This window comes from Nitrospirillum amazonense, from assembly GCF_007828045.1.
In the GTDB taxonomy this organism is placed as follows: Bacteria; Pseudomonadota; Alphaproteobacteria; order Azospirillales; family Azospirillaceae; genus Nitrospirillum; species Nitrospirillum amazonense_C.
This window is the reverse complement of record NZ_VITN01000007.1, coordinates 194,036-211,430: the sequence shown is the minus strand read 5'-3', so window position 1 is coordinate 211,430 and position 17,395 is coordinate 194,036. Positions and strand designations below refer to the sequence as shown.

16 protein-coding genes are annotated in these 17,395 nt (G+C 67.2%); 9 read left to right on the top strand and 7 right to left on the bottom strand.

Annotated features, from left to right (window positions below):
• Positions 1-15 precede the first annotated feature (15 nt).
• The 7 genes from FBZ89_RS13915 (at position 16) to FBZ89_RS13885 (ending at position 7,317) form a co-directional block, all read left to right on the top strand.
• Positions 16-573: a hypothetical protein gene (locus FBZ89_RS13915; protein WP_145750564.1), complete on the top strand. Its 558-nt coding sequence runs from the start codon at positions 16-18 to the stop codon at positions 571-573.
• Positions 574-633: 60 nt separating this feature from the next.
• Positions 634-2,511 carry an O-linked N-acetylglucosamine transferase, SPINDLY family protein gene (locus tag FBZ89_RS13910; protein ID WP_246172191.1) on the top strand — a complete coding sequence of 626 codons (1,878 nt, stop codon included), beginning with the start codon at positions 634-636 and terminating at the stop codon, positions 2,509-2,511.
• A 47-nt stretch (positions 2,512-2,558) separates the two neighbouring features.
• Entirely contained in the window at positions 2,559-3,155 is a 597-nt protein-coding gene (locus FBZ89_RS13905) for a hypothetical protein (protein ID WP_145750563.1), read from the top strand.
• Between the two features lie 78 nt (positions 3,156-3,233).
• The gene (locus FBZ89_RS13900) at positions 3,234-5,357 is read left to right on the top strand and encodes a tetratricopeptide repeat protein (RefSeq protein WP_145750562.1); all 2,124 of its coding nucleotides are present in this window, start codon (positions 3,234-3,236) and stop codon (positions 5,355-5,357) included.
• A 14-nt stretch (positions 5,358-5,371) separates the two neighbouring features.
• Positions 5,372-6,166 carry a glycosyltransferase family 2 protein gene (locus FBZ89_RS13895; RefSeq protein ID WP_145750561.1) on the top strand — a complete coding sequence of 265 codons (795 nt, stop codon included), beginning with the start codon at positions 5,372-5,374 and terminating at the stop codon, positions 6,164-6,166.
• 13 nt (positions 6,167-6,179) lie between these two features.
• Positions 6,180-6,902: a glycosyltransferase family 32 protein gene (locus FBZ89_RS13890; protein WP_145750560.1), complete on the top strand. Its 723-nt coding sequence runs from the start codon at positions 6,180-6,182 to the stop codon at positions 6,900-6,902.
• A complete protein-coding gene (locus FBZ89_RS13885) occupies positions 6,841-7,317 on the top strand; it encodes a hypothetical protein (RefSeq protein WP_145750559.1) in 477 nt (158 codons plus the stop codon). The genes FBZ89_RS13890 and FBZ89_RS13885 overlap by 62 nt, the downstream gene beginning before the upstream one ends.
• A 304-nt stretch (positions 7,318-7,621) precedes the next feature.
• On the opposite strand, the gene FBZ89_RS13880 is transcribed toward FBZ89_RS13885, so the two are convergent.
• From FBZ89_RS13880 to FBZ89_RS13870, 3 genes are all read right to left on the bottom strand, one after another.
• Positions 7,622-8,452 carry a crotonase/enoyl-CoA hydratase family protein gene (locus tag FBZ89_RS13880; RefSeq protein ID WP_211115225.1) on the bottom strand — a complete coding sequence of 277 codons (831 nt, stop codon included), beginning with the start codon at positions 8,450-8,452 and terminating at the stop codon, positions 7,622-7,624.
• A 76-nt stretch (positions 8,453-8,528) separates the two neighbouring features.
• The gene (locus FBZ89_RS13875; protein ID WP_145750558.1) at positions 8,529-8,963 is read right to left on the bottom strand and encodes a nuclear transport factor 2 family protein; all 435 of its coding nucleotides are present in this window, start codon (positions 8,961-8,963) and stop codon (positions 8,529-8,531) included.
• A gap of 11 nt (positions 8,964-8,974) precedes the next feature.
• Positions 8,975-11,020: an NADPH-dependent 2,4-dienoyl-CoA reductase gene (locus FBZ89_RS13870; RefSeq protein ID WP_145750557.1), complete on the bottom strand. Its 2,046-nt coding sequence runs from the start codon at positions 11,018-11,020 to the stop codon at positions 8,975-8,977.
• Positions 11,021-11,147: 127 nt separating this feature from the next.
• Here FBZ89_RS13870 and FBZ89_RS13865 point away from each other — a divergent pair, with 127 nt between their 5' ends.
• Positions 11,148-11,693, top strand: coding sequence for a PadR family transcriptional regulator (locus FBZ89_RS13865; protein ID WP_145750556.1), 546 nt, complete (start codon positions 11,148-11,150; stop codon positions 11,691-11,693).
• On the opposite strand, the gene FBZ89_RS13860 is transcribed toward FBZ89_RS13865, so the two are convergent.
• A complete protein-coding gene (locus FBZ89_RS13860) occupies positions 11,690-13,282 on the bottom strand; it encodes a Na+/H+ antiporter (RefSeq protein ID WP_145750555.1) in 1,593 nt (530 codons plus the stop codon). The two genes, FBZ89_RS13865 and FBZ89_RS13860, sit on opposite strands and share 4 nt — an antisense overlap.
• Positions 13,283-13,539: 257 nt before the next feature.
• Here FBZ89_RS13860 and FBZ89_RS13855 point away from each other — a divergent pair, with 257 nt between their 5' ends.
• Positions 13,540-14,406, top strand: coding sequence for an AraC family transcriptional regulator (locus FBZ89_RS13855; RefSeq protein WP_145750554.1), 867 nt, complete (start codon positions 13,540-13,542; stop codon positions 14,404-14,406).
• A 70-nt stretch (positions 14,407-14,476) separates the two neighbouring features.
• Here FBZ89_RS13855 and FBZ89_RS13850 read toward each other — a convergent pair whose 3' ends face one another.
• From FBZ89_RS13850 to FBZ89_RS13840, 3 genes are all read right to left on the bottom strand, one after another.
• Positions 14,477-14,722 (bottom strand): type II toxin-antitoxin system ParD family antitoxin, encoded by a 246-nt coding sequence (locus FBZ89_RS13850; RefSeq protein ID WP_145750553.1) that lies wholly within the window; start codon positions 14,720-14,722, stop codon positions 14,477-14,479.
• Positions 14,723-14,796: 74 nt separating this feature from the next.
• The gene (locus FBZ89_RS13845; protein ID WP_145750552.1) at positions 14,797-15,900 is read right to left on the bottom strand and encodes an aldose epimerase family protein; all 1,104 of its coding nucleotides are present in this window, start codon (positions 15,898-15,900) and stop codon (positions 14,797-14,799) included.
• Positions 15,901-15,965: 65 nt separating this feature from the next.
• Positions 15,966-17,384, bottom strand: a complete 1,419-nt coding sequence (locus FBZ89_RS13840; protein ID WP_145750551.1) for a serine hydrolase domain-containing protein — start codon at positions 17,382-17,384, stop codon at positions 15,966-15,968.
• Positions 17,385-17,395 lie beyond the last annotated feature (11 nt).

Here is a 17,395-nt window from a genome sequence, read left to right as displayed (position 1 = left end):
GCGGGGTTGGGGTTCATGGGTAACGATCCGGTGTCATCGCGGCCGATAGGCGGGGTGGTCGGCAGGACCGCCCTCACCAAGGCCGCGCCTGCCAGCCGGGGCGATACCGACTTCCAGAAAGCCCTGGCCAAGGCGGGCGCCACGGCGGAGCCGTCCAGGACCGCCCAGAGCAGCACCCCGGCGGATGCCGTCCGGATCTCTCAGCAGAGTATGCTGTCGGGCGTGGCCGCATATAATATGGCGGCACAGGCATCGCCGGCGATGCCGGGATATCAGCGGCCGGTGGTTCGGGTTGGTGACAACGTGACGACGAAGAACGAAAAGTCCGAGAAAGGTCCCTTCCGGCTGTCGCCCTCGCGCCAGCTGCAGGGCAGTACGGCCTATGCCAAGGTCGTGCAGACCCAGACGGCCGTCGCCCAGGCATCGGGGTCGCAGAATGGCGGTGCCCAGGCCGCCGCGACCCCCGTTAACAGTGCGGCTTCCGCCCCGGCATCGCCGCCGGCTGAAACAACGGCGCCGGGCGGCGAGCAGGCCAAAGTTGCGGATCGCTCCACCGTCAATATCGTGTTATGATTCCATTCGATATTTCAGGGACTAAGAAGCCCTGAGGCGCTTATTCATGGAACGTCGATCGTGGCCTCTGCTGCTTTCATTACACATCAGGCACCGCTGCAATCCGCCGACGTTATCGAATACCTGACCGCCAGGGCTTGGAAGATTCCGCCGGGGATCGAGGAAACGGCATTTCGTTACCTGGTGGGCCGCCTGGATTTCACGGGTTTGCTGAGCCTGGTCGAGGCGGCGCGGGATGCCGCCCCCTGGATGCGGTCTGCCTCGCTGTATCAGCTTTGGCTGGATGAGGTGCCGGCCGACGCCGCCTTGCGACACGCCGCCTATTTCAACCTGGGTGTGGAACTGGCCAATGTGGGCGACACGGTTGCGGCCGGTGCGGCTTACAACGCCGCCCTGTCGTTGAAGTCCGATTTCCTGATCGCCGCCATCAATCTGGGCCTGATGTCCGAAGGCCAGGGCAAGCCTGATGAGGCGCTGGAGATTTGGCGTCGATCCATCCAGCCCGACGACATGCGCACCACCTTGCTGAACCAGCGGGGCCGCCTGCTGGAACGGCTGAGTCGGTTCGAGGAAGCGGAGCGGGAGCTGTACCGCAGCCTCTTGACCGTGCCCAAGCAGTCCGACGCCATCAGCCATTGGGTGCATCTGCGCCTGAAGATGTGCGCCTGGCCCGTCTACCTACCCGTTCCCGGCCTGACCAAGGATGACATGGTCGCCAACTCGGGCGGCCTGACGCTGATGTCGCTGTTCGATGAGAACGCGGTGGTCAACCGTTGGGTCGAACAATGGATTTCCCGCTTCGGCGCACCGGAGCGGCTGGCCCCGCCGCAGGGCTACGCCCATGAGAAGGTGCGCATCGGCTACCTGTCGTCCGACTACAACCTGCACCCCGTCAGCATGCTGATGGTGGAGCTGATCGAGAAGCACGACCGGGCCAAGTTCGAGGTCTACGGCTATGACATGGGCCTGGACGACAACAGCTATCTGCGGCATCGCATCCTGGGCGCCTTCGACCAATGGTTCCGTGTCGTGGAGATGAGCGACGACCAGGTGGCGGCGCTGATGCGCCAGCATGAGCTGGATATCCTGGTCGACCTCAACGGCCTGACCGATGGGTCGCGCCCCGGCATCGTCCGGCGCAAGCCGGCACCCGTCCAGATCACCTATCTGGGCTTCGTCGGTTCGCAGCCCATTCCTGAGCTGGACTACGCCATCGTCGATGATTTCGTGGTGCCGAAGGACTTGGCCGGCGATTTCCACCCCAAGCCGCTGTACATGCCCATCTGCTATCAGGTGAACGACAGCAAGGCGCTGGTGGATCCGTCACCCACGCGGGAAAGCGTGGGCTTGCCGGCGGACAAGTTCGTCTACACCTGCTTCTCCAACACCTACAAGATCACGGAAGAGGTCTTCGACGCCTGGATGCGCATCCTGGCCGGGGTGGATAATTCCGTGCTGTGGCTGCTGGCCCGCACGCCGTGGGCGCGGCAGAACATGCAGGAACGGGCGCGTGCCCGAGGCATCGATCCCGGCCGCCTGCTGTTCGCCGGCCCGGCCAGCCCGGCGCAGTACCTGGCCCGCCTGCCGCTGGCCGACGTGTTTCTGGACACCTATCCCTATAACTCCGGCACCACGGCCAGCGACGCCTTGCGCATGGGCCTGCCCATCGTCACCTTGTCGGGCAAGACCTTCGCCTCGCGCATGGCGGGCAGCCTGCTCCGCACCGTGGGCCTGTCCCAGGGCGTGACCACCAGTGTGGATGACTATGTGAAACTGGCGGTGAAGCTGGGCAACAAGCCCAAGGAGTACAAGGCGTTCCGCGACGCGCTGGCGGGTGGCGAGGCTTGGCGGCGCACTCTGGGCGACACCGACCGTTTCGTCCAGGAACTGGAAGAACGGCTGCTGGCCATCCGGGTCATGCCTGGCAAGGCCGGTTGAGGCTGGGACGCGGACGGTCAAGGGCTGCATATCCAACGGTGGGTCGCATGGGAACACTGCGTCATTTCGATCTCAAGGGCCTGCTGGACGCCTATCAGTGCCAGGTCTATATCGAGACCCTGACAGGGACGGGCGACAACGTGCTGCATGCCGCGTCCTTTGGATTTGAGCGGCTGTTCTCCGCCGAAACCGCGACGGAGGCCCTGAACCAGGCGCGCGCGCGCCTGGCTGGTGTGCCTCGGGCTCAATTGCTGTACGCCACCTGCGAGGATGTGCTGAAGGCCGTGCTGCCCTTGGTCCCGGCACAGCTTCCCATACTGTTCTGGCTTGATGGCCATGAACCCGGCGCTGCCTATCATCAGGCCAAGTATGGCCCCGGTGGGAACGACGCCCTGCGCCCGCCGCTGGAAAGCCTGATGGCCCAGTTGCGGCAGTTGCGGCCACGCAGCCGCGACGTGATCCTGGTGAATGGTCTGCGCGCCTATGAGGACGGCCCCTACGCTGACGGCGCCGTGCCGGTGACAGAGCACAAGCTGGCTTTTTACGACCGAAACATCGATTTCGTCTTCCGCCAGTTCCGCCACACCCACACTATCGTCCGCGACTATGCCGATGACGGCTATCTGGCGCTGACTCCGCGGTGACAGGATGCCTGCGGCCCGGTTTGGTCATTTTCTCGACGCGTCCCGGGACCGGACGCTGCCGATGTGCGGAGTGGCGTGATGGCGGATGAGACGACCAAGCAGATGCTGCGCCGTACCGCGGACGGGCGCTTCGCCCGCCGCTGGATCGTGGGCGAGGGGATAGACATCGGCTGCGGCCCCAACCCCTTGGGCAACCTTGGGGACTATTTTCCGCTGATGAAGTCCGCCCGGCCGTGGGATCCGCCCGATGGTGACGCCATGTTGATGGAAGGGGTGGCGGACAACAGCTATGACTTCGTCCATTCCAGCCATTGCCTGGAAAAGCTGGTGGACCCCGTGCGGTCGCTCGGCAACTGGATCCGCATCTGCAAGCCCGGCGGCCACCTGATCATCACCATTCCGGACGAGGATATGTATGAGCAGGGCGTTTGGCCCTCCATCTTCAACCAAGACCACAAATGGACCTTCACCATCCTGAAACCGCAGAGCTGGTCGCCGAAGTCGATCAGCGTCGTGCAGTTGCTGGATCTGTTTAAGGAAGAGGTGGAGGTGCTGAAGCTGGAGAAGCTGGACAGCGGCTTCCAGTATGACGCGCCGCTGCGCGATCAAACCTTGAAGGGCACGTCGGAATCGGCCATCGAGGTCGTGTTGCGCAAGCGGAACAAGGGCTGGGGCTTGGGTGCCGCGGCCGACGACAGTGCGGCGCGGTTCGCCCAGGTGGCGCGCCGGCAGGAAATCAGCACCAGGTTCGCCGAGGCCATCGGCCTGCACCAGCAAGGCCGAGTGGGGGAGGCGCACGCCGCCTACGCCGCCATCCTGGCCGCCGACCCGGACAATCTGGTGGTCATGAACAACCTGGCCCTGATCGCCCCCTTCACGGAGGCCGAGCGCCTGTTGCGTCGCGCGCTTGAGATCGATCCCGTCTACGTGGACGCCCTCCTGAACCTGGGCAAGCAGTTGGTGGCCAACCAGCGGGCGGACGAGGGGCGGGACGTGCTGCGCCGGGCGCTGGCAGCCGCCCCCGACGATCCCCGGGTCATCAACGCGCTGTCCCAGGCCTATGATGCGCTGGAGGCTTATGAGGACGCGGTGGCCCTGCTGCAGGAAAAGGGTGGTTTGCTGGGCAGCCTCGACGACGTCTACTGCCGTCTCGGCAAGTACGCCGAGCATCTGGGGCGGACGGATGAGGCGCTGGCCTATCTGGCCAATGCGCTACGGATCAACCCATCCCATGTCGAGGCCAACATCTATACCGGCCGTCAGCACCTGCGGAAAGGTGACTTCGTCAAGGGGGCGGAGGGCATCGCCTGGATCTGGCATGGCCGCATCGCGGAAAGCCAGATCGGCCTGTTCCAGGATCCGGCCGGCCAGCCCATCCGCCAAGATGGACGCACCATCGTGCTGTCGGCGGATAGCGGCCTGGGCGATACGCTGCAGTTCGTGCGCTATGCCCGGCCGCTCAAGGCCCTGGGCGCCCGCGTCGTCGTGGAATGCCAGCCGGAGCTGCTGCGCCTGGTGGCCGCCATGCCGGAGGTGGATGAGGCGGTGGCCATCGGCGAACTCTCCGCCGGGTTCGACCTGCGCCTGCCCCTGCACAACCTGATGGGCGCCTTCCGCACCACGCTGGCGACGGTGCCGGCGGAGGTGCCCTATCTGGCCGCCCCCGCGGATGAGGCGGCGGCGTTTGCCCAGCGCTTGGCCGCGCACCAGGGTCTGCGCGTCGGCCTGTGCTGGGCGGGCAATCCCAACCACCCGCGCAACAGCGGCCGCTCCGTGGCGCCGGACCTGTTGGGTCCCCTTCTGAACCAACCGGGGGCCAGATTCTTCTCCCTGCAGAAGGGGGGGGATGGCGCCGCCCTGGGTTTGATCGACTGGACGGCGGATTTTGCCGACATGGCCAATACCGCGGCCCTGGTACAAGGCCTGGACCTGGTGATCAGCGTGGATTCCGCCGTGGCCCACCTGGCGGGCGCGCTGGGCCGGCCGGTGTGGCTGCTGAACCGCTTTGACAGCTGCTGGCGCTGGCTGGAGGCGGGGGTGGAGACCAGCCCCTGGTATCCCAACCTGACGCAGTTCCGCCAGCCGGCGGCGGGTGAATGGGGCCCGGTCATGGCGGCGGTGACGGCACGATTGGCGAAAGAGATACAAACCCATGGCGCGGCCGACAGGCCCGCCGCCGGCCGCAAGGCGGGAAAGCGCTGACAGTCGAGACCGCCATGGCCGCCCAACCCGATGTCACCGTCATCATTCCCACGCACAAGCGGGCGCACCTGCTGCGCCGCGCCCTGGAATCCGTCAAGCAGCAGCCGGCGGTGGTGGAGGTCATTGTCATTTCCGACGCCACGGATGGCGAGACGGACCGCGCCTGCGCCGCACTGCTGTCGGCGGACGACATCTACATCCGCCGCAACGGCGCCCCGGGCCCCTCGGCCAGCCGCAACCTGGGCCTGTCACTGGCGCGCGGGCGTTATATCCTGTTCCTGGATGACGACGACGCCTGGCACACCAACTTCATCCCCGCCCTGCTGGCCCAGCCCGCGGTGCAGCAGGGCCTGGCCGTTTACGCCAACGGCAGCGTCGTCACCGAACGGCGGGGGCCGGACGGGCCGGAATTCCTGGATGAAAGCTTCATGGACGTGGCGGGGCGCCTGACGCTGGAGGTTTACATCAAAAACCAGGTCCACATGTCGTGCTTCGCCTTTCCGCGCACGCTGCTGACGGGGCTGGAGTTCGACATGTTCATGCGGGCCTATGAGGATTGGGATTTCATGCTGGCCGTCATCAACCGGCAGATGCCGGTGCACGTGGCGGTGCTGGCCTCCCGCATCTTCGAGGTGAAGGACGCGACGACGGACCGCCGGGGCAACAGCCGCGCGGCCAACGACTACAACGCCGTCATCGACTATCTCTACGTCTACCGCCGCCACCCCGCGCCCAATGCGGACATCGCACAGAGGCGGGTGTCGCTGATGAACGGCCTGGGCATCCCGGCCACCCCTTCCATGCTCTAACGGCCGCCTCATCATGACCGCCCCCGGAACCGCCAAACCGCACGACCTGGACGCTTTCGCCGGCCGCATCGTCTTCTGCCTGTGGACAGGGCCGGAGATCATGTCGGATGCCCGCTTGCGGGCGCTGTGGACCATCTTCCGCAACACCGGCTGCGGCGTCGCCTTCATCACGCGCGAAACGGTCGGGGATTGGGTGAAGCCTGACTTCCCTCTGCACCCCGCCTGGCCCTACCTCAGTTCCACCCACAAGGCGGACTATCTGCGCTGCTACCTGATGCACCACTACGGGGGTGGCTACACGGATATCAAAAGCACCTCCAAGAGGTGGGGGCCGTTCTTCGACCAGCTGGGCGCGTCGGACAAGCTGGCCCTTGGCTACCAGGAGCTGGCCCACGGCATCCCGCACATCACCGGGGAGTTCGGGGACCTGCTGCGCCGCTCGCATCAGGAGCTGATCGGCCTTTGCGCCTTCATCTTCAGGAAGGGCACGCCCCTCACCGCCGCCTGGCTGGCGCGGACGGAGGCGCTGTTGGACCAAAAGCTGGAAGCGCTGCGGCGCCATCCCGCCATCCATCCCCTGGACCAGACGGGCGTGCTTCTGCCCAACGGCCAGCCTTCGCCCTATCCCTTGCGCTGGGCGGAACTGCTGGGGGAAATCTTCCATCCCCTGACCTATGAACAGCGCCACCAGCTGCTGTTGTCCCCCATTGACCCCAGTTTCACGTCGTATCGCTAAGCCAACTGCTGTGTCGGGCGGATCCGGCAGGGAAACACGGCGCCTCAGAAACCTCATGGACCGCCCTGGAACCGGCGCGCGGTTGGCGGGTTCCAGGTGTCCGCGCGTCCTTCCCCATCCGGGCGGACCGGGACGCGCGGGGCTTCATCTTCCTTCCTACCCACCTTCAGGCCCGGTTCGTTCACCTGATCGAACCGGGCTTTTCTTCTGGGGACGCGACGCCAACCAGGAACACGGCGTGCTGCACTGGGCCGGCGCGGCTGGCGCCGACCTGGAGGCCCCGTTCCCCATCGGCACGCAGCTGCGCGTCTTCCCCAACCACGCCTGCGCCACCGCCGCGCAGTTCGACGCCTATACCGTCCTGCCCCGGGAGGGCGGCGACCTGCAGCGCTGGGACCGGTTCAACGGCTGGTGAAGTCTTATGATTCTACTGTTTTGCTCTGAATTTCCGGAGCCAGTGGAAGAAGGCCCGGTTGCCGAAAACGATGGAAAATACGCCTGTGCCTGCGCCTATATATGCCAAGGCGGGAATATCAACGTTATATTTTGAAAGAAAGAATCCGGCGAATAAGCATAGGGCCATAATGATGAGCAGAGCACTCGATATTATTGTATCCCGTGAAAGACTCATTAAATGACCTCATCAGTGAAGCCTTCAGGCCTTATAGGGTGGCATGATAGCTTCCATGCTCCAATCCATTTTTCCTCAATGATATGGGCTATCGCCTGAAGCTCCGTTCACGGAACTGTGGCGGTCTCTTATCCAGACCGGCGCGCAGGGCGATGCGCCAGTTGGGGCCGCGCATGATCTGGAACTGGATGCGGCGCTCGGCCGCGAAGGCGCCCCGGATGCTGGCGCTCCAGGCGCGCTGGAACAGGGCCTTGGCGCCGGCCACCGCGTCGGGGGAGCGGGCGCACAGCTCGGCCGCCAACGCTTCCGCTGCCGCCATGGGGTCGTCCGCCACCTCGGTCACCAGGTTCAGGGCCTTGGCCTCGGTGGCACTGATCACCTGGGCCGTCATGGTCAGGCGCTTGGCCACGTCGATGGGCACCAGTTCGCGTAAAGATACGCTGCCGCTCATGTCCGGGATCAGGCCCCACTTGCCCTCCATCACCGATAGCTCGCAATCCGGCGTGGCGATGCGGAAGTCGGCGGCCAGCGCCAACTGCATGGCGCCGCCATAGCAGCGGCCGTGCAGCACGGCGATGACCGGCACCGGCAGCTCGCGCCAGCACCAGCAGGTGCGCTGGAACAGGTTGGTGCTGCGGCCCAGGGTGACGAAGGCCTTCACCACCTCCCACGGCTTCCGGGTCACGGCGGCGAAATCCAGGCCGGCGCTGAAGGCCGCACCCTCACCGCTCAGGATGACGGCGCGCACGTGGCGGTGGCGGCGTATCTCCCCGGCGGCGCGGACCAAGGCGCGCAGCATAGGGAAGTCCATGCCGTTCAGCTTCTCCGGCCGCGCCAGGCGGACGTGGGCGACGGCGCCCTGAATGTCCAGGCTGATCCTCTGGGGGGCCGCATTGGTCATGGCTTTCTGCTCCCTCATTTTGCAGTCCCCTCCGGTCCGCGCGAATCCGCCCACGGCGGCATGAGCCCTTGCTCATGCCGCCGGCATTTGCTGGTCAGGCCCGCTGCTTATGCGTGGGCAGGGCATGGGCCAGGCGGCGGCCCATTTCCTCGCCCAGGGCCTGCAGGCCGCTCATGGGGCGGACCATCACCTCGAATTCCACGATGCGACCCTGCGCGTCGAAGCGGATCATGTCGATGCCCTTCAACGCGCGCTCGCCCACCTTGGCGCTGAACTCCAGCACCACGTTCAGGCCGTCGGCGTCGATGAACTGGCGGTGATAGGCGAAATCCTGAAACACCTGGATGACGGTGCCCAGGATGAGAACCAGGGCCTGCGCCGGGCCATAGGGCGTGAACGCCATGGGGGAACGGAACACGGCCTCCGGATGCACGATGGCGGGCAGGAAGGACAGGTCGCGGCGGGCGACGCCGTCGTGCCACTTCTCCAGGCTGGCGGCGACGGCGGGATGTAGCGGCAGGTCGGTCATGATGGTCTCCGTCAGAGGGTGGCGGCCAGGCGGCTGCCCTGGTTGATCGCCCGCTTGGCGTCCAGTTCCGCCGCCACGTCGGCGCCGCCGATCAGGTGGACCGCGACGCCCGCCGCCGTCAGCGGTTCGTGCAGCTCGCGCAGCGGTTCCTGCCCGGTGCACAGCACGATGGTGTCGGCCTCGATCACCGTCGGGTTCTCCCGCTTCTCGCCAAAGGTGATGAACAGGCCGCCTTCGTCGATGCGCTCGTAATTCACGCCGGCCAGCATCTGCACGTTCTTCATCTTCAGCAGGCGGCGGTGGATCCAGCCCGTGGTCTTGCCCAGACTCTTACCCAGGCCGCCAGGCTTGCGCTGCAGCAGGGTGACCTCGCGCGCCGGCGCCGTGATCTCCGGCCGGGTGACGCCACCGCGCGTCGTGGCCGGGTCGGTCACGCCCCACTCCGCCTGCCAGGCCGCCAGATCCAGGGTGGGGGAGGGGCCGTCCTGCACCAAGTACTCGCTGATGTCGAAGCCGATGCCGCCGGCGCCGATGACCGCCACGCGCCGGCCCACCGGCTTATTATGGCGCAGCACGTCCAGGTAGGTGACCACCCGGCCGCTGGCCATGCCGGCGTCCTGCCCCGGGATGCGCGGGTCGCGCGGGGTGACGCCCGTGGCCAGGATGACCGCGTCATAGCCACCGCCGATCAGGTCTTCGGCGGTGACTTTGCGGTTCAGGTGCAGGGTGACGCCGGTCAGTTCGATCTGCCGGCGGAAATAGCGTAGCGTCTCATGGAACTCCTCCTTGCCGGGAATGCGCTTGGCCATGTTGAACTGGCCGCCGATCTCGCCCGCCGCCTCGAACAACTGCACGGCGTGGCCGCGCTGGGCGGCGACGGTGGCGGCGGCCAGGCCGGCGGGCCCGGCGCCCACCACCGCGATCCGCTTGCGCACGGCGGCAGGGGCGTAGGTCAGCTCCGTCTCATGGCAGGCGCGGGGATTCACCAGGCAGGTGGAGATCTGCGCCTTGAAGGTATGATCCAGGCAGGCCTGGTTGCAGCCGATGCAGGTGTTGATCTCATCCGCCTTGCCGGCGGCGGCCTTGTTCACGAACGCCGCGTCGGCCAACAGGGGGCGGGCCATGGACACCATGTCGGCGCACCCGTCGGCCAGGATTTGCTCCGCCACCTCCGGCGTGTTGATGCGGTTGGTGGTGACCAGGGGGATGCCGACATTGCCCTTCATCTTCTTGGTCACCCAGGCGAAGGCGCCGCGGGGGACGGAGGTGGCGATGGTGGGGATGCGCGCCTCATGCCAGCCGATGCCGGTGTTGATGAGGGTGGCGCCCGCCGCCTCCACCGCCTTGGCCAGTTGCACCACCTCCTCCCACGTGCTGCCGTCGGGGATCAGGTCCAGCATGGACAGGCGGTAGATGATGATGAAATCGCGTCCCACCGCCTCCCGCGTGCGGCGCACGATCTCGACGGGCAGGCGCATGCGGTTCTCGTATGACCCGCCCCAGGCGTCGGTGCGCTTGTTGGTGTGGGTGACCAGGAACTGATTAATGAAATAGCCTTCGGACCCCATGATCTCCACGCCGTCGTACCCCGCCTCCCGCGCCAGCAGGGCGCAGCGGACGAAGGCGCGGATCTGCCGCTCTATTCCCCGGGCGCTCAGCGCATGCGGGGTAAAGGGGCTGATGGGCGACTTGACGCGCGACGGCGCGACGGCGAAGGGGTGATAGCCATAGCGACCGGTGTGCAGGATCTGCAGCGCGATCCTGCCCCCCTCCGCATGCACGGCGTCGGGGATGGGGCGGTGGCGGCGCGCGGTGGACGTCAGGGCCAGGGTGCCGCCCAGGGGCTTGGTCCAGCCGGCGATGTTGGGCGCGAAGCCGCCGGTGACGATCAGGCCCACCCCGCCCGCCGCCCGCTCCCCCAGATAGGCGGCCAGACGATGCAGGGTCTGGCGGCTGTCCTCCAGACCCGTATGCATGGACCCCATCAGCACGCGGTTGCGCAGCTGCGTGAAGCCTAAGTCCAGCGGCTGCAGCAGGTGGGGGTAGGGGGTGGTCATGGTGGCGCGCCCGTCTTTCATTATGCAACTTGTTGCATAATGGGGCAGGCGGCTCCTTTGTGCAACTGGTTGCATAGAGACGGCCCGGGCGGGTACCGTCAGGGGCGTTTTATCGGATCGAGCCTCCATGTCCCTGCCCCACGCCCTGCTGACCGCCCTGCTGGAACGCCCCTGCTCTGGTTCCGAGTTGGCGGGCCGTTTCGACCGCTCCATCGGCTTTTTCTGGCAGGCGACGCACCAGCAGATTTACCGCGAGCTGAAACGGCTGGAGGAACAGGGTTGGATCGCGGCCCTGGCGCCGGAGGCCGGCCGGGGCCGCAAGCGGGCCTATCAGGTGCTGCCGGCGGGGCGGGAGGAACTGCGCCGCTGGACCGGGGAGGCGCGGGAGCCCAAGCCGCTGCGCGATGAACTGATGGTGCGGCTGCGGGCGGAGGCGGTGATCGGCCCCACCGACCTGGTGCGCGACATCGAAAGCCGCCTGGCCCAGCATCTGGAGAAACTGGCGCTGTACCGGGAGATCGAACGGCGCGATTTCACCGGTGACACCCCCAGCCGCCAGCGTGAGCTGCAGCACCTGGTGCTGCAGGCCGGCGTGATGGCGGAAACCCTATGGGTGGACTTCTGCCGAGAGGCCATCGCCGTGCTGGTGGCGGACGACCCGAACAAACCTTAACCCAGCCGCAGCCGCGACGTGCTGGCCGCCATTTCCTGCAGGTCCAGCTCATATTCCAGGACGTGCAGCACATCGTCGTGGATGCGGCCGGTGCGGTGCAGGCGCAGCACCTCCGCCCGGCCGGCGGCGATGGTGGCCAGGATCACGTCGTAATGCTCGCTGCGGTCGGCGCTCAGGATGTCCCGCTCCTTGGAATAGCGTTCGGCCACGCGGGCGCGGTGGGTGTACTGCTCCAACAGGCGGGGGTGGCGCACGCTGCCGTCGGCGTTGTGGGCGCGGGCGCGCACGGCTTCCAGCTGGGCGGCGGCGACGGCGGCCATGGCCTGGGGTGCCGTCAGCACCGCGCCCTGATGACCCGCCGACTTGTCCAGGCCCAGCCAGCGGATCAGGGGGCCGAGGCTGCTGCCCTGGATCAGCACGGTGCCCAGGATGACGGCGAAGGCGGCGGCCAGGATCAGATCACGCCCCGGCACCTCGATGGGGATGGACAGGGCCACGGCCAGGGTGACCACGCCGCGCATGCCGGCCCAGCTCAGCAACAGGGCGCTGGCGGGGGACCACCGGGGCCGCCGCTTGGTCAGCTGGCCCAAGAGCTGCCCGGCCCCTTCCGCCGCGAACACCCACAGGAAGCGGGCGACCACGACGGTGCCCAGCACGGCCAAAACCGGCACGGCCAGGGTGCCCAGCGCATGTTCCACACCGCCCAGGCGGCTCATGACACCGCGCAACGACAGGCCGATCAGGATGAAGACCAGGGCCTCCAGCACGAAGACCATGACCTGCCAGGCGGCCGTTCCCATCAGTCGCACGCTGGCGGTGAACACCTCATGCTGGTGCCAGCCCAGCACCAGGCCGGCGGCCACCGTGGCGATGACGCCGGACACGCCGGCCGCCTCCCCCAGGATGTAGGCGGCCCAGGGCAGCAGGAAGATGGCGGTGATGGTCAGGTGCTCATGCTTGAGCAGGCGCAGCCCGCGGATCCAGAGATAGCCCAGCACGCCGCCGACGATGACGCCGCCCACCGCCAGGCCGGTGAAGGCCAGGGTGGCCTGGCCCAGGCTGAACGCGCCGGTCAGCGCCGCGGCGATGGCGAAGCGGAACAGCACCAGGCCGGCGGCGTCGTTCAGCAGGCTTTCCCCCTCCAGCAGCACGACCAGGCGGCGGGGCAGGGTCACATGCTCCAGTACCGCCTTGGCCGCCACCGCGTCGGGGGGTGAAACCACGGCGCCGAGCGCGAAGCACACCGCCCAGGGCAGGTCCGGCACCAGCAGATGGGTGACGATGCCCACGGCCAGGGTGGTGAACAGCACGGCGCCGATGGCCAGTTGCAGGATGGCGGCCAGGTTGCGCCGGAACTCCCGCCAGACGGTGTAATAGGCCCCGTCCATCAGCAGCGGCGGCAGGAACAGCACCAGCACCAGATCGGGATCCAGGTCGAAGGCCGGCACGCCGGGCACGAAGGCCAGGCCCATGCCGCCGATGATCAGGGCCGCCGCCGGCGGCAGGCCCAGGCGGCCGGCCAGCAGCCGCAGGCCCAGGATGGCCACCAGCAGCAGCAGGATGAATTCGAACTGCCCGACGCTGCCCATGATTCCCCAACAGTTTTCCAGCGAAATATTTATCCACGCGAACGACGGGCCACGGTAGAGGGCGGTGGCTGGCCGTTCTTGTCGGATGCGCGTGGATTTGAACGATAGTCCCGCCAAAACGGCGGAATGGTGGAGGGGATGCCGGCGACGGTTCGGCCCCGCCCTTGTCTTTCGACAACCCGTCCCCAGCGGCTGTAGTCTAGTGGGGCACCCCCGCCCGGGGGAAGCGGGATCGCGCCAACCAGATGGGGGAGATCATGCCGGACACACGCTTGGCCCCGCCGGGCGCCGCCAGCCTGCGGGCGGGCGACACCCAGGTGCTGCGCCTGCGCCAGGACCACCCCGCCAGCCGCGACCGGCAGGACATCCCCTGCCTGGACATGTTCTCCGTCATCGTCCAGTTGCGCGACTTCGCCCGGCATGAGCTGTGGCGCGGCGGGCGTTTGGTCTTCACCGGCGGCCACGCCCGCATGGCCTTGTCCGTCACCCACCTGGGGGAGGGCTGGGCCTGCCGCCACCTCTCATCCTTTGACAATGTCCGCGTCCAGATTCCGCGCACCGGCTTGGACGCCCTGTCCGAAGAACTGGAGCGTCCAGCCGTCAGCGGCTTCGCCCGCGCGCGGGGCACGGTGGACCCCGTGGCCTATGGCCTGGTGTCCGCCCTGCTGCCCGCGCTGGACATGCCGGACCGGGGCAACCGCCTGTTCGTGGACCAGGTGACCCTGGCGCTGACCATCCATGTGGCCCAGACCTACGGCGGCATGGCCCCGCTGGCGCCGCCGGGCGGCCGGCGCACGGGGGGGCTGTCGCAATGGCAGGAGGCGCGGGCCAAGGAGTTCCTGGCCACCAACCTGGGCGGCGACATCGCCATCGCCGAGGTGGCGGCCGAATGCGGCCTGTCGCGCAGCCACTTCATCAAGGCCTTTCGCGAGACCACCGGGCAGACGCCCTACCGCTGGCTGCTGGACCATCGTGTGGCCCGCGCGCGGGAGCTGCTGCGCGGCCCTCAGCCCATCGCCGAGATCGCGCTGGCCTGCGGCTTCGCCGACCAAAGCCACCTGACCCGCGTCTTCGCCGCCGCGACGGGCATGCCCCCGGCCGCTTGGCGGCGACGGCAGGGGTAAGCCTCTGGCCAAACTATAATGGGTCGTCCCTGAAATGGGCAATCACATCGAGAAGGACGAGCCGCCGCACTCAGTAGCCAGCCTTAGCCAATTCAGCCGCCTTGGCATCCAACAAGCGGGTCAGGTCGTCGTCCGTGTTTTGCCCGCCAGCAGCGATTGAGGCGTCCAAGGTATTGCGCAGCGCTTGCAGTTTGGCTTCGCGCTCTTCCACCAAGCGCAGGCCTTCCCGCACAACCTCGCTGGCTGACCCGTAGCGGCCACTTTTCACGACGTCTTCAACAAACCCTTCCCAGCGTTCTCCGATGGAAACATTCATCGCATTGCCCTCCTAATTCCAGACACTTCAGAGTAATGACATAAATTGCGCAATTTATGTCATTGTAGGCACTCTCACCGCCCCACGGTGAAGACATAGCGGGTGGTGGAATGGAAGGTCTGGCCCGGGCGCAGGGTCGTGCTGGGGAAGGCCGGGTGGTTGGGGCTGTCCGGGTAGTGCTGAGATTCCAGGGAAAAGCCGTGGGTGGGCACGTCGTCCAGGGCGGGGGGCTTGGCCGGCAGGTAGAATTGTAGGCCGGGCTCGGTGGTGTAGACCGCCATCATGCGACCGGAGGCCGTGTCGGTCACCGTGGCCACGGGGGTCTTCAGGCTGGGGGCGGACAGGACGAAGTTCTGGTCCATGCCACCGCCGCCCAGGATGACGCTGAACCCGGTGGCGTGGCGCAGGTCGAAGCGGGTGCCGTCCACCGGCCTGACGCTGCCGTCCGGAATGGCGTCGGGGCTGGTGGGGGTGTAGCGGTCGGCGGCGATGGTGACGGCCTGGCCGGTCATGGGCTGGCCGGCGCCCGCCAGGTTGAAGAAGGAATGGTTGGTCAGGTTGACCACCGTCGGCTTGTCGGTTTTGGCGGCGTAATCGATGGTGACGATGGCCTGCCTGCCCTGCCGGGCCAGATGATAGGTCACGCTCACGTCCAAGGTGCCGGGGAAGCCCATTTCCCCATCTGCGGAGACGTAATGGAATGCCACGCCGTCGCGCACGGCCTTGGCCTTCCATACCCGGCTGTCGAAGCCGTTGGACCCGCCGTGCAGGGTATGGGGCCCCAGGTTGCGATCCACCTGGTAGGTCTTGCCGTCCAGCGTGAAGGCGCCGTTGGCGATGCGGTTGGCGAACCGGCCGATGGAGGCACCGGCCATCACCCAGAAATCCGTCAGCTTGGCCGGGGCGTCGGGCAGGATCAGCACGTCCGACCAATGGCCGTCGCGATCGGGCAGTTGCAGCGACACCATGCGGGCGCCGTAGGTGGACAGCGTCAGGCGGGCGATGTCGTTGGCGACGGTCAGGGTCTCGGTCTTCTCCCCGCCCGGGGCGGTGCCCCAGGGCGCGCGCTCCACGGTGGTGTGTTCGACGGTGGCGCCCTCGGCAGGGTTGCCCGCCAACGCGGCCAGACAGATAGCCATCATCACGCGTCGGGCGAATACCCGCTTGGTCCGGTTCATGTTTCCTCCCCTTTATCGCCACTCGGCATGTTACCGGTAACTATAGCGGCGGCGGGAAGGAAGCGCTAGCCGATGGAGAAGCCCGCCACCTTGCCATCGTCCCCCAGGCGGACGGCGAAGGGTAGGAAGACGCCGGGGCCGAACTGCAGAACATAGTCGTACCAGTGCTCAACCCCGCTTTGCCGCGCGCCCTTGAAGGTTGCGGCCGTGGGCGCGCCGTAGGGGGCGAGGTCGGTGGCGAATTTGGCGCCCTTGTCGCCCGCCAGCTTGGCCCCCAGGGGGGCGCTGAAGTGGGCATAGTCCCCGCCGGTTTGCAGGTCGCGGAAGGCGCCCGTCGCCGCTTGCGTGACGTGGGTGTCCTCATCCGGGGCGGGCCGCTCGGCCGCCGCCGACAGGGTGGGGTAGAGGTCGGTGAAGACGATGTTGGTCAGCGCCTCCCCCGCCTCCGGCGAGTCATCGCCCAGGTTGGTCAGGGCGACGATGCGCACATCCTGCTTGGGGAAATATTCGTCGGCGGTGGTGAAGCCCAGGGACCCGCCGGTGTGGCCGATGCGCGGCTGGCCGTAGACGGTGCCGACGAACAGGCCGAAGCCATAGTCGGCGCTGCCGTTCTGGCTGGTCATGAACGGCGTCGTCATCTGGCGGTAGCTGTCCATGGAGATGACCTTGCCGCCCCGTAGGGCCGCATCCCAGATCGCCAAATCCTCCAGCCGCATGACCAGGAAGCCGGCGGGGCCGGCCCAGTCGGCGTGGATGATGCCCGCGCGCGCCAGCCGGCCCTCCACATGGTGGTGGCCGAGGGCCATGTTGGGCAGGTGCGTTTCCTCCGCCGTGGTGCGCATGTCGCCCAGGCCCAACGGGTCGAAGATGTGGTGCTGCAGATAGGCGCGGTAGCTCTCGCCCGACACCGCCTCGATCACCTTGCCCAACAGCAGATAGCCGGTGTTGGAGTAGGACCAGCGGCTGCCGGGCGGGAAGTCCAGGGGTAGGGGTGCCACCCGCGCGATCAGGTCGGGATAGGCGATGGGTCGGATGGCCAGTTCATCGATCCCCGGGCCGTCCAGATACTCATGCAGGCCGCTGGTGTGGCTCAGCAACTGGCGCAAGGTCACCTCGCCGGCATGCGGCGCGCCAGGCAGGTAATCGGCCAGCGGTCGGTCGACCTGCAGCTTGCCCGCCTCCTGCAACTGCAGGATGGCGGCGGCGGTGAACTGCTTGGTGATGGAACCAATCTCGAAAAACGTGTCCGGCCGCACCGGCGCGCCGCCACCGATGGCGTCCAGCGCGCCGAAGGCCTTGGTGTAGATGACCTTACCGTGACGGATCACCTGCACCGCCGCACCCGGCACGCCGAAGCGGTGCAGGGCGCCCGCCACGTCACGGTCGATCGCCGCCGCCGGCACCTGGTCTGCCGCGGTGCCAACGGCGGGGGCCGCCGCCAACAGAAGGGCCAGTGCGCCGGCCAGGGCTCTCCGCTGGGTCATGGTATCGCTTC

What these genes read in the sequence shown, in the direction of transcription:
- FBZ89_RS13865 (WP_145750556.1), top strand. Translation starts at nt 11,148, where the DNA reads ATGTCCCTGCCCCACGCCCTGCTGACCGCCCTGCTGGAACGCCCCTGC.
- FBZ89_RS13870 (WP_145750557.1), bottom strand. Translation starts at nt 11,020, where the DNA reads ATGACCACCCCCTACCCCCACCTGCTGCAGCCGCTGGACTTAGGCTTC.
- FBZ89_RS13855 (WP_145750554.1), top strand. Translation starts at nt 13,540, where the DNA reads ATGCCGGACACACGCTTGGCCCCGCCGGGCGCCGCCAGCCTGCGGGCG.
- FBZ89_RS13890 (WP_145750560.1), top strand. Translation starts at nt 6,180, where the DNA reads ATGACCGCCCCCGGAACCGCCAAACCGCACGACCTGGACGCTTTCGCC.
- FBZ89_RS13895 (WP_145750561.1), top strand. Translation starts at nt 5,372, where the DNA reads ATGGCCGCCCAACCCGATGTCACCGTCATCATTCCCACGCACAAGCGG.
- FBZ89_RS13900 (WP_145750562.1), top strand. Translation starts at nt 3,234, where the DNA reads ATGGCGGATGAGACGACCAAGCAGATGCTGCGCCGTACCGCGGACGGG.
- FBZ89_RS13885 (WP_145750559.1), top strand. Translation starts at nt 6,841, where the DNA reads ATGAACAGCGCCACCAGCTGCTGTTGTCCCCCATTGACCCCAGTTTCA.
- FBZ89_RS13875 (WP_145750558.1), bottom strand. Translation starts at nt 8,963, where the DNA reads ATGACCGACCTGCCGCTACATCCCGCCGTCGCCGCCAGCCTGGAGAAG.
- FBZ89_RS13860 (WP_145750555.1), bottom strand. Translation starts at nt 13,282, where the DNA reads ATGGGCAGCGTCGGGCAGTTCGAATTCATCCTGCTGCTGCTGGTGGCC.
- FBZ89_RS13905 (WP_145750563.1), top strand. Translation starts at nt 2,559, where the DNA reads ATGGGAACACTGCGTCATTTCGATCTCAAGGGCCTGCTGGACGCCTAT.
- FBZ89_RS13845 (WP_145750552.1), bottom strand. Translation starts at nt 15,900, where the DNA reads ATGAACCGGACCAAGCGGGTATTCGCCCGACGCGTGATGATGGCTATC.
- FBZ89_RS13880 (WP_211115225.1), bottom strand. Translation starts at nt 8,452, where the DNA reads ATGAGGGAGCAGAAAGCCATGACCAATGCGGCCCCCCAGAGGATCAGC.
- FBZ89_RS13915 (WP_145750564.1), top strand. Translation starts at nt 16, where the DNA reads ATGGGTAACGATCCGGTGTCATCGCGGCCGATAGGCGGGGTGGTCGGC.
- FBZ89_RS13850 (WP_145750553.1), bottom strand. Translation starts at nt 14,722, where the DNA reads ATGAATGTTTCCATCGGAGAACGCTGGGAAGGGTTTGTTGAAGACGTC.
- FBZ89_RS13840 (WP_145750551.1), bottom strand. Translation starts at nt 17,384, where the DNA reads ATGACCCAGCGGAGAGCCCTGGCCGGCGCACTGGCCCTTCTGTTGGCG.